The following is a 10,822-nucleotide window of genomic DNA, read 5'->3' on the forward strand; positions in this document are numbered from 1 at the left end:
GGTGGTGCCTCACCCCTGACCGGCGGCGGCCACGGTGTCCGCCGCGGGCCAGGGTAGCCAGGCGCGCACCCGGAAGCCGCCACCGTCGGGTCCGGCGGTCAGCTCGCCGCCCGCCAGCCGGGCCCGTTCCGCGAGCCCCACCAGCCCCTGTCCGCCACCCGCGCCGCCGTGCGGGTCCGGGGCGGGGCCGGGTGGCGGGGTGTTGTGGACCTCGACCGTCAGCCGGTCCTCCGGGGTCCCGGCCACCCGTATCGTGACGGTCGCGCCGGGCGCGTGTTTGCGCGCGTTGGTCAGGCACTCCTGCACGATGCGGTACGCGGTGCGTCCCGCCACCGGTGGTGGCGCCGGGCCGTCCGGCGGCCCGGTCAGCTCGATCCGCCCGCCCGCCGCGCGCGCCTCGGCCACCAGGCGGTCCAGGTCGGCCAGTTGGGGCTGGGGCCGCTCCCCCTCGGGACCGGCGCGCAACACCCCGATCACCTCGCGCAGGTCGCTCAGGGCCAGACGGGCGCTCTCCCGGATCACCGCGGCCGCCCGGGCGATCTCGGCCCGGGGCGCGCTCGTGTGGAACTCCAGTGCCCCGGCGTGCACGCTCAGCAGCGTCAGCCGGTGGCCGAGCGCGTCGTGCATCTCGCGGGCGATTTCCTCCCGCGCCTCCCGCCGGGCCCGTTCGGCGCGCAACTCCGCGTCGGCCTCGGCCAGTTCGGCGCGTTCCCGCAGCGAGGCGATGAGCTGCTGACGGGACCGCCGGAACAGCCCCCAGCCGATGGTCCCGGCGATCAGCGCGAAGTACGTCACGGCGGAGCCCGCCCGGTCCTCGGGCAGCTCCGGCAACTGCGACAGAAAGACGGGGAGCGGTGCGAAGGCCAGCGCCGCCACCCAGGCCGTGGCCCGCCAGGGCCGGGTGGCGGCCACCGTGAACACCGCCACCATCGCGGGGCCGGTCATGTAGTGCGACAGATGGCTGCCCGCCAGCAGCAGCACCACCGCCAGCCCTACGGGCCACCTCCGCCGCAGCAGCAGCGCCGCGCACCCCAGCCCGCCGGCCGCCTGTTCGGCGGCCCGCCACGCGGGGCTCATGTCGTCCGGGACCGGCACGGACGGCGAGCTGACGACGGCGAAGCACGCGGCGAAGAGGAACAGCCCCAGGTCGGCGGCCCAGTCCCGGCGGGTGCGGTGGATACGGCGCATGTCCCGGCAATGTACGCGTGCCCGGGCGGCGTACGGGCCTCCGCGCGGCGACCGCATACTTAAGTACGACACCGGGGCGGCGCACCGCCGACTTCGGTCACCGCGCGGCCGACCTCGGCCCGATCCCGTGTCACCGGGCGCGCTCCTACGGTCGGGACATGACCTCCACTTCCTCGAAGTCGCCGCTCGCGGCCGTATCGGATCTGCTCTGCTTCGTCCTCGTCGTCGGAGGTGGCAGCGGCCTGCTGCACGAATGGCTCGGCTGGAGGATCCACGTCCTGGGGTTCGTGCGGTTCCTCGCCCCCGACGGCTACGAGACCTACGCGTACCTCGTGATGGTCGTCCTCGGGCTCATCGTGGGCGCGGCCGGTGACGCGGTCTTCCGGCGCGGCCGGGGCTGAACCGACCGCCCGCTAGTGCATTTGGCGCCGCACCAACTCGTGCAGTTTTCCGCCCGGCCGGGCCATCAGCTCGGCCGGGGCGCCCTGTTCGACGACCCGGCCCTCCTCCATGACGAGCACGCGGTCGGCGTCCATGACGGTCGACAGCCGGTGGGCGATCACCAGTCGGCTGGCGTTGAGGCGGCGGGTGCTGTCGATGACGATGCGCTGGGTCTCGTTGTCGAGGGCGCTGGTGGCCTCGTCGAAGAAGAGGATGCGCGGGCGGCGGATGAGCGCCTGGGCGATCATCAGGCGCTGGCGCTGGCCGCCCGAGATGGCGCCACTGCCGGAGATCATCGTGTGGAGTCCCATGGGCATCTGGCGGATGTCCTCGGCCAGGCCCGCGAGTTCGGCGGCCGCCATGGCCTCCTCCGGGGTGAACGGCTCGGCGCCGCGGATGCAGTCGAGCACGGTGCCGCCCAGCGGCTGCGCGTTCTGGAGCACCACCCCGCACTGGCGGCGCACGGCGGCCTGGTCGAGGGCGGTCAGGTCCTGTCCGTCGTAGAGCACACTGCCGGACACCGGCCGCTCGAAGCCGATGAGGAGCCGCAGCAGGGTGGACTTGCCGCAGCCGCTGGGGCCGACGACGGCCACGAACTCCCCCGGCTGGATCTCCAGGGACACGTCGTCGAGGACCAGCGGCCCGTCGGCGCCGTACCGGAAAGTGAGGTTTCTGGCCTGGAGGGCGCCGGAGAGGGGGCCGGGCTGGGCGCTGCCGCCGCGCACCTCGGGCGGCTCGTCCAGGATCGGCTTGACCTCCTCGAACATGGGCAGCACGGCGACCACCGAGACCAGCGAGTTGGTGAGCTGGGTGAGGGAGGTCAGCAGCATGGTGACGGAGGTGTTGAACGTCAGGAAGCCGCCCGCCGACATGCTGCCCCGCGCCGGACCGGCCAACAGCAGGAACACGACGAGCGAGCACAGCGGAAGGTAGACGGCGTCGAGGACCTGGGTGAGGTTCTTGATGCGCCCGGTGCGCTGGTGCAGGTCGCGGGAGCGGGCGAAGCCGCGGGCCCAGGCCGCGTAGGCGTAGTTCTCGGCCGCGGCGACGCGCAGCTTGGGCAGTCCGCGCAGGGTCTGGTACGCCTGGTTGTTGAGCTTGTTCTCGGTCTCCACCAGCCGTCGCTGCCAGCGCACCTGCCACAGGCCCATGGCGAAGAAGATGCCGCACACGACCAGCAGCATGCCCATCACGGCGAGCGCCAGCGGCACGCTGAAGAACAGCAGCAGGGCGAGGTTCATCGCCCCGACGGTGCCCGCCTGGAGCACCACCGGGGCGGTGCCGGACAGCACCCGGCGCATGGTGCTGATGCCCATGGCCGCGCTGGCGAGTTCGCCGGTGGAGCGCTCGGCGAAGAACGTGGTGGGCAGCCGCAGCAGCCGGTCCCAGACGGCGGGCTGGAGCGTGCTCTCCAGCCGTCCCTCCAGCCGCAGCAGGGTCAGGTTCTGGACCAGCAGGAAGGACGCGGCGACGACGCTGGAGACGATCAGCGCCAGGGCGATCTGGACGATGGGGCTCTTCTCGGCGCGGGGGACGAACCCGCCGAGCACCTGGCCGGTGGCGATCGGCACCAGCGCGCCCAGCGCCACCGTCACCAGCCCGGCGGCGAACAGGCTGCGCAGGTCCGGCGCGGCGCCGCGGGCCGTGAAGCGCAGCAGCCGCCACATCGTCATCGGCCGCTCGGGCAGCGGGCGGTAGAACATCACGGCGCGCGGCTCGAACTCCTCCGCGGTGCCGCGGCCGATGCGTATCCGCAGGCCCGAGGCCGGGTTGACGGCCTCGTACCGGCCGCGCCGCCACAGCAGCGCCACCGGCGCCCCGGACAGGGCGCGGTAGCCCACCAGCGGTCCGGCGTCCTCGCGCCACCAGCGGCCCTCCAGCCGGACGGCGCGGGTGCGGATGCGCGCGTGGGCGGCGATGCGCTCCACGGGGTCCGTACGGTCGTCGGGGGCGGGGCCCTTGGGCGGTTCGGGGAGGGTGATCCCGGCGGCGTCCGCCACCGCCCGGCACACCGCGTGCACGGCGTCGTCGGTGCTGTCGTCCGCGCCCCCGGGCGAGCGCCGCGGGCCTCCGATGGACGCGATGAGCGCCTCGTCTGCGCGCGAGCGTACGGCCTCACCGGCCCGGATACCGGCGGCCGTCCGGTCGGCGTGGGCCCGTTCCAGGGTGTCGATCCAGCGGTCCACTGCGGTGCCGAGCCGGTACTGCTGGTTGACCATCCGCTGCCACAGCGCGCCGTCGATCAGCAGGTCTCCGGCGGCCTGGGCGCTGTACTCGGCGCCGTAGCACACGCTGCCGGGCGGCACCGGGAGCCACAGCAGGTCCTCGTCGGCCGCCTCCTCGCCGGGTGGCGCTCCCCCGTCCAGCGGGGCCTGGAAGAGCACGCCGAGGCTACGGCTGATGCCGAGCGCCACGGCGTGTTCCAGCGGGGTGGGGGCTTCCTGGAACCCGCCGTCGTCCGCGTACGCGCCCTCGGTCCCGTACGTGGTGTCGTACGGGGTGCCGTACGCGTCGTACCGCTCCGGCCGGTACAGCTCGCGCAGCGGGATGCGGCGCAGCGCGCAGTCCTGCGAGGGCCGCCCCAGCAGGGTGTGGCGCGGGCCCTCGACGGGCCCGGGGAGCGCCGCGCCCGTCTCCAGGCGGCCGAGGAAGTGCCACTGCCCCTCCTCGGCGGCGTCGACCGCGAAGAGGTCCAGGGCGCCCGCGACGACGAGCCAGAGCACCTGCGGGCCCTCCAGCGGGAGGCTGCGCAGCCCGGCGCCGTCGACCGGGGTGCCGAGGGCGCCCAGCGCCCGCACCACCGCGTCGCCGCCGGCCGCGTCCGTGGCCGCGGCCGCGGGCGGGTGTACGGACGCCATGTCAGTGCTCCTTCATCAGCTCGGCGTACGGGCCTCCGGCGACCGCGAGGTCCTCGTGCCGTCCGCGTTCCACGACCGTGCCGCGGTCCAGGACGAGGATCTCGTCGCTGTCCCGGACGGTGCTGAGCCGGTGGGCGATCACCACGCACGCGCAGCCGCGGCGGCGCAGGCTGTCCATGACGGTCTGTTCGGTCTGCGCGTCCAGGGCGCTGGTCACCTCGTCCAGGACCAGCACGCTGGGGCGGCGGACCAGGGCCCGGGCGATCTCCAGCCGCTGCCGCTGTCCGCCCGAGAAGTTGCGGCCGTCCTGCTCGACCCGGCAGTGGATCCCGCCGGGGCGGCGGGCGATGACGTCGTCGTAGAGGGCGGCGTCCCGCAGGGCGGCCACCACCGCGTCGTCCGGGATCGACGGGTCCCACAGCGCCACGTTGTCGCGGACCGTCCCCTCGAACAGGAAGACGTCCTGGTCGACGAAGGACACCGAGGCGGCGAGCCGCCCGCGGGGGATGTCCTCCAGCCGCTGGCCGTCGATGCGGATGGCCCCCTCCCACGGGCTGTAGAGGCCGGAGACCAGCCGGGACACGGTGGACTTGCCGCTGCCGGAGCCGCCGACCAGCGCCACTTGGCGGCCGGGGCCGACGGACAGCGAGAAGCCGCGCAGCAGCGGTTCGTCCAGCGGGTTGTAGCCGAAGGTGATGTCCTCCAGGGTCACGTGGCCGGTGAGGCGGCGGGCGCCGTCGGCGTCCGGCTGCCCCTCGTCGCGGGTGTGGAGGGTGTCCGCGGGGAAGCGCTCCACGTCCCCCAGCCGGGCCACGTCCGCGGAGAAGTCCTGGATGCGCCCGGCCACCCCGTTGAGCCGGGTGATGGGCGCGGTGAAGCGGGTGACCAGCGCCTGGAACGCCACCAGCAGCCCGACCGACAGATGGCCCTCGACGGCCCGCAGCCCGCCGATCCACAGGATCAGCGCGCTGTTGAGGGTGGCGAGGGTGGGCGCCACGACGCCCAGGACCGCGCTCGGCACGCCGAGGCGCTGCTGTTCCTCCAGCGTGATGGCGTGCTGACCGGCCCAGCGGCGGAAGTAGCCACTCTCGCCGCCGGTGGCCTTCATGGTCTCGATGAGCTGGAGCCCGGTGTACGCGGTGGTGGTCAGCCGCGCGGTGTCGGCGCGCAGCTTCTGGGTGCGGGTGGCGCGCAGCCGTATCACGATGCGCATCGCGACCACGTTGAGCAGCGCGAGCCCGACGCCCACCAGGGTGAGCTGGGGGTCGTAGGTCCACAGCAGCAGGGCGTACAGCACCACCACGATCCCGTCGACCGCCGCCGCGGCCAGGTCGCGGGCGAGGGTCTCGGCGACGGTGTCGTTGGATCGCAGGCGCTGCACCAGGTCGGCGGGGCTGCGCTGGGCGAAGAACGTGACGGGCAGCCGCAGCAGATGGCGCAGGAACCGGGCGCTGCCGAGGGTGGAGGAGATGATGCGTCCGCGCAGCAGGTTCGCCTGCTGGACACCGGTCAGCACCGCGGTCAGCACCACCGCCACGGCCATGGACGCGAACAGCGGTGGCAGCATCGAGGTCTGGCCGCCGACGATGAAGGTGTCGATGAAGGTGCGGCTGAGCGCGGGCACCGCGGCGCCCACCGCCACCAGCAGCAGGCTGGCCAGCAGCGAGGCCAGCAGGGTGCCGCCGGTGCCGCGCAGCCGCGCGGGCAGGGCGTTCAGGATGCCGGGCTTCCGTCCGCCGCGGCGGAAGGAGTCGTCGGGCTCGAAGACCAGGCAGATCCCGGTGAAACTCGAGCCGAACTCCTCGGCGGAGACGAAGCGGCGCCCCTTGTCGGGGTCGTTGATGTGGACGCCGCGCTTGCCGAACCGACGCCCCATGCCGTCGTAGACGACGTAGTGGTTGAACTCCCAGAACAGGATCGCCGGGGCCTGGACCTCGGCCAGCGCCTCCGGCTCCATCTGCATGCCCTTGGCGCGCAGCCCGTAACTGCGGGCGGCCTTCAGCACGTTGCTGGCGCGCGATCCGTCGCGGGAGACCCCGCAGGCGATCCGCAGCTCCTCCAGCGGTACGTGGCGTCCGTAGTGGGCGAGCACCATGGCGAGCGACGCGGCGCCGCACTCCAGCGCCTCCATCTGGAGCACGGTGGGGGTGCGTACGGTCCGCCGCCCCTGCTTCTTCGGCCCGTTCCCGCGCCGCGGTGCGCGCCGCCGTCCGCGGGCCGGTTCGGGGCGGCGGCGTCCGCTGGTCCCGGCGGGTGCGGGGCGGGGCGGTCCGCCGCTCTCGTGCGTCGCGTCCGCCGGGTTCGTCTCGTCAGCCACGTTCGGCGGATTCGTCGGGTTCGTCGCGGTCACGGGAGCAGCCAATCGACGGGGTGACGGTCGGCCAGGTGGATGGTGCCGGAGGCCAGGGTCATGGAGCCCAGGGCGAACGGCGGGCCCTTCGGCGAGGACCAGCGGTAGCCGGAGCGGGTGGCGGAGGAACGGTCGAGGCGTACCGCCACCGCGACCGGTGGGCCGTCCTTCGAGAACTCCTCGCCGAGCTGTGCGCTGCCGAGGAAGGAGCCGATCTGCTGGCGCGACTGGGCGGTCCGGCCGACCGCCTGGACATGGCCGCGCAGCACGCCGTACGTCCCGGAGGGCGCCGACTGCACATCGAGGTCGACCGTGGCGCCCGCGGGCACCGATGCCGCCCGGTCCGCCGGTACGTACAGGGTCGCGGTCAGCGGGTCGCGGGAATTGCGGACACGCTCCACGGAGGCCACGTCGGCGCCGGTGTCGAGGACGGAGCCGATCGAGACGGACACGGTGGTGAGCCGGCCGGCGGCGAGGGCGCGCACGACCGTGGCTCCTCCGCCGGGGTTACGGACCTTCACCAGCGGTGCGCCCGCCCGCACCGTGCTGCCCTCCTCGGCGAGCACGGCGGTGACCTGTCCCCTGACCGGGCTCTGGAGGACATAGCTGCCCTGGCCGTGGGTGAGGATGCCGGAGGCGCCCAGAGTGTTGCCCACGGTGCCGGTCACCGCCCAGACGGCGGCCGCGGCCATGGCGACGAGGGTGACGGTCAGCGCGAGCCAGCCCTGGGGGCGGGCGTAGCGGACCGGCAGGTCGATGTCGTCTGCCGACTGGAGCTTGGAAAGGGCCTGCTGGCGGAACTGCACGGGAGTCTTTCCTCAACCGGCCGGAGGGGGCGCGAGGGAACGGGTGTCGGGTGCGCGGCCCGGGCGGCCCGTACGACGGGTGCCGGGCAACCGCGCATGCCCCGGACCAGGCAGGCCCGGGGCATGGGGTGGACGCGGTGGTCTCAGAGACCCGCGACCGTGCCGACGATGCCGGAGGTGTTCAGGCCGGTCGCGCCGTCGACGGTGCCGGTGACGGTGCCCACGGCGCCGGTGACCGGGCCGGTGACGGGACCGGTGACGGAGTGCACGGTGCCAAGGGCGTTGCCCACAGCGCCGAGACCGCCGGCCACGTTGTCCAGCTCAGCGTCGGAGATCTCCTGGGTCGCGACCTTGGGTGCGTTGTTCATTACTGCGTCTCCCTTGGATACATATCTCGAAATGAGCTTGTAACGGCCGGTAGTTGCCGAAAGGCATTCGGCTCCCACGTCGGCCAACCGCGGCACGTTCCCGCGCTTCCCGGAAACCGGGCTCCCGGGAACGTCTCGGCGCGGAAGGATGTAACCACGTGGGCTGGCAGCCTTCGAATCGAGGCGCATCCGGAACTACGCATTCCGCCAAGTTTCCGATCACATGGCGTGCACACGCGCCCACGTGACCGGCACCGCCTCCACACACGAACGTCACCACTCGCGCGGCACCGCCCTCCCCCTCCGCGCGTAAATCCGCGCATTCCCGGGCGCAGCCGCCGCACCCCGTGATCGCGGAGCGCCGCCGACGTGCGCTACACGCGCCTTCTGTGGAATGGATGTGCCGATCACTTGAAGACCTGCCGACCTCCGGTCGCATTTCACGACCGTCGGCGGCTCGTCGATCCGCCACGTGTGACGTGCGGTCCCGGGGGTACCCGCTGAGCACCCTTGTGCCTACGCGCATGCCGAACTGTGGAGTCGCCGACCGAGGAGTCGCTGTGAGGATTGGCGTATCGACCTTCGTGACCGACCAGGGCATCGGGCCCGCCGCCCTGGGGCGCGCCCTCGACGAGCGGGGGTTCGACTCACTCTTCATCGCCGAGCACAGCCACATCCCGGTGGAACGCCGCTCGCCCTACCCGGGCGGTGGCGAGCTGCCGGAGATCTACTACCGCACCCTCGATCCGTTCGTCACGCTGAGCACCATCGCCGGGGTCACCACACGGCTGCTGCTGGGGACCGGGGTGGCCCTGGTGGCACAGCGGGACCCGATCATCACGGCGCAGGAAGTGGCCTCCCTCGACGTGGTCTCCGGCGGGCGGGCCGTCTTCGGGGTGGGCGTCGGATGGAACCGCGAGGAGATGGAGAACCACGGGACCGACCCGTCCACGCGTGGCCGACTGGTGAACGAGCGGCTGGAGGCGATCCGTGAGCTGTGGACGAAGGAGAAGGCGGAGTACCACGGCGAGTTCGTGAACTTCGACCCCGTCTACCAGTGGCCCAAGCCGGTACAGCGTCCGCACCCGCCGATCTACGTGGGCGGCGGCGAGGCCGCGTTCCCCCGGATCGCCGCCCATGGGGACGGCTGGCTGGCCAACAGTGTGCCGCCCGACGGGCTGGCCCCGCAGATCGAGCGGCTGCGGCAGGTGGCGGGCCGGGAGGTGCCGGTGACGGTGTACGCGGTGCCCGACACCGCCGAGGCGCTGGAGGGGTATCGGCGGCTCGGCGTGGACCGGGTGCTGTTGTACCTGCCGACGAAGCCGGAGGGCGCGACGCTCGCCCACCTCGACACGATGGCCGCACTCGCCGAACGGTTCCGTAGCTAGGGGGTGTCTCGCCGGGCCGCCTCGGTGTCCGTTTCCAGGGGCGCCCGGTCCACGGCGGTCGTCAGCTGGTCCAGGGGCCGTACGAGCAGCTCCGCCCCGCTCTGCACCACCGCCTCCGCGGTGCTGTCGGCCTCCCAGTCGACGAGGGCCTCCTTGGCCCGGTCCCAGCGCGGTCTGCGCCGTTCCCGCACATGGCGCGCCGCCCGCTCGGTGTCCGCCGCCAGCGCGTCGGCGAACCGGGCGGCCCCCGGGACCGGTCGTGCGCCGCGCTGCGGCAGATGGGTCTCCAGCAACATCGCCGCCCGCCCGAACGCCTCCAGCGCCGCCTGCGCCTCCTCCGCCTGCGCGCGGGTCAGCCCCCGGTGGCGCACGGGCTCCCGCTTGGCCCGGTCGAGGGCCTCGTTCCACGCGGCGTGCGCCGTACGGTCGGCGAGCAGGGTGCGCCGTACGTCCGTGGCGGGCAGCTCACCGGGCTCGGCGTAGCCGCGGACCACCGCCGCCGCGTACCGGCCGCTCGCGGCGAGCCAGTCCGCGAGCCGGTCCAGCATCCGCGGTGTCTCCCAGGCCGGGAACGCCACGTACGCCAGCATCGCGAGCACCCCGCCCAGCAGGGTGAGCAGGACCCGGTCCGGCACCGTCTGGTGCCACCCCTCGCCGCCCATCCCGAGCAGGAGGACGGCGTACGCGGCCGAGGTGCACTGCGAGGCCGCGTATCCGGTGCGCATCAGCAGATACGTCAGGGCGGCGGCGATCACGGCCAGCCCGCCGGACAGATACGCGTCCGGGTGGGCCAGCTGCACCGCGCCGGTGGCCAGCGCGACGCCCACCAGCGTGCCCGCGAAGCGGGCCACGGCCCGGGCGTAGGTGCGGTGGAAGTCCGGCCGCATCACCATCACGGAGGTGACCGGGGCCCAGTAGCCGTGGCCGAGCGGAAGCGCGCTGCCGAGCACATAACCGAGACAGGCCACCGCGGCGAGCCGCAGGGCGTGCCGGAAGACGGGCGAGTCGCCGCGCAGCTCGCGGCGCATCGTGCGCAGCACGATCGGCACCAGCTGGAACACCGTCGGCCGCAGCAGCGGCGGAGCCTCGTCCGCGCCGGAGGTGGGGCCCAGGCCCCTGCCGCTGCTGTCGGCGATCTCCAGCACCTCGGTGAGCAGGTGCGACAGCTGGACGGCGGCCCGGCGCGCGGGCCCCTCCAGGGTCTCGTCCGAGCCGCCCTCGTCCGCGCCGCCCTCGTCGTCGATCCGCAGGGTCTCCCTGGTCGCGGACGGCACCTCGGCGGGGGCGCCGCGGCGGATCGACCGGGCGGCGGCGTCCAGGACGTCGGCGGCCGCGTCGAGCAGTTCCCGCGCCCGGTCCCGGCCCGGGCCTTCGGCGGGTGCGCCGACCCGGGGGTCGGCGAGGGCGGCGAGGGCGGGGCGGA

Annotated in this window: 8 protein-coding genes; 2 read left to right on the forward strand and 6 right to left on the reverse strand. The window is 73.8% G+C overall.

Annotation, left to right across the window (positions count from 1 at the left end):
- Positions 1 to 9: 9 nt before the first annotated feature.
- The gene (locus EEJ42_RS47215; RefSeq protein ID WP_123108311.1) at positions 10 to 1,188 is read right to left on the reverse strand and encodes a sensor histidine kinase; all 1,179 of its coding nucleotides are present in this window, start codon (positions 1,186 to 1,188) and stop codon (positions 10 to 12) included.
- Positions 1,189 to 1,346: 158 nt separating this feature from the next.
- Here EEJ42_RS47215 and EEJ42_RS47220 point away from each other — a divergent pair, with 158 nt between their 5' ends.
- Positions 1,347 to 1,589 (forward strand): hypothetical protein, encoded by a 243-nt coding sequence (locus EEJ42_RS47220; RefSeq protein ID WP_123108312.1) that lies wholly within the window; start codon positions 1,347 to 1,349, stop codon positions 1,587 to 1,589.
- 12 nt (positions 1,590 to 1,601) lie between these two features.
- On the opposite strand, the gene EEJ42_RS47225 is transcribed toward EEJ42_RS47220, so the two are convergent.
- The 4 genes from EEJ42_RS47225 to EEJ42_RS47240 form a co-directional block, all read right to left on the reverse strand.
- Complete coding sequence (locus EEJ42_RS47225; RefSeq protein ID WP_123108313.1) at positions 1,602 to 4,487, reverse strand: NHLP bacteriocin export ABC transporter permease/ATPase subunit; 2,886 nt, start codon at positions 4,485 to 4,487, stop codon at positions 1,602 to 1,604.
- Position 4,488: 1 nt separating this feature from the next.
- Positions 4,489 to 6,804: an NHLP family bacteriocin export ABC transporter peptidase/permease/ATPase subunit gene (locus EEJ42_RS47230; RefSeq protein WP_425473087.1), complete on the reverse strand. Its 2,316-nt coding sequence runs from the start codon at positions 6,802 to 6,804 to the stop codon at positions 4,489 to 4,491.
- Between the two features lie 29 nt (positions 6,805 to 6,833).
- Positions 6,834 to 7,643, reverse strand: a complete 810-nt coding sequence (locus EEJ42_RS47235; protein ID WP_123108314.1) for an HlyD family efflux transporter periplasmic adaptor subunit — start codon at positions 7,641 to 7,643, stop codon at positions 6,834 to 6,836.
- A gap of 143 nt (positions 7,644 to 7,786) precedes the next feature.
- The gene (locus EEJ42_RS47240; RefSeq protein WP_123108315.1) at positions 7,787 to 8,011 is read right to left on the reverse strand and encodes a type A2 lantipeptide; all 225 of its coding nucleotides are present in this window, start codon (positions 8,009 to 8,011) and stop codon (positions 7,787 to 7,789) included.
- 560 nt (positions 8,012 to 8,571) lie between these two features.
- Here EEJ42_RS47240 and EEJ42_RS47245 point away from each other — a divergent pair.
- Positions 8,572 to 9,399, forward strand: a complete 828-nt coding sequence (locus tag EEJ42_RS47245) for an LLM class F420-dependent oxidoreductase (RefSeq protein WP_123108316.1) — start codon at positions 8,572 to 8,574, stop codon at positions 9,397 to 9,399.
- Here the strand turns inward: EEJ42_RS47245 and EEJ42_RS47250 are convergent.
- Positions 9,396 to 10,822: FUSC family protein (locus EEJ42_RS47250; protein ID WP_148082242.1), on the reverse strand; the 1,427-nt coding region annotated here is incomplete at its 5' end. The genes EEJ42_RS47245 and EEJ42_RS47250 overlap by 4 nt on opposite strands.

The sequence above is a fragment of the Streptomyces botrytidirepellens genome (genome assembly GCF_003721215.1).
Taxonomy (GTDB): domain Bacteria; phylum Actinomycetota; class Actinomycetes; order Streptomycetales; family Streptomycetaceae; genus Streptomyces; species Streptomyces himastatinicus.

What these genes read in the sequence shown, in the direction of transcription:
- EEJ42_RS47215 (WP_123108311.1), bottom strand. Translation starts at nt 1,188, where the DNA reads ATGCGCCGTATCCACCGCACCCGCCGGGACTGGGCCGCCGACCTGGGG.
- EEJ42_RS47220 (WP_123108312.1), top strand. Translation starts at nt 1,347, where the DNA reads ATGACCTCCACTTCCTCGAAGTCGCCGCTCGCGGCCGTATCGGATCTG.
- EEJ42_RS47225 (WP_123108313.1), bottom strand. Translation starts at nt 4,487, where the DNA reads ATGGCGTCCGTACACCCGCCCGCGGCCGCGGCCACGGACGCGGCCGGC.
- EEJ42_RS47240 (WP_123108315.1), bottom strand. Translation starts at nt 8,011, where the DNA reads ATGAACAACGCACCCAAGGTCGCGACCCAGGAGATCTCCGACGCTGAG.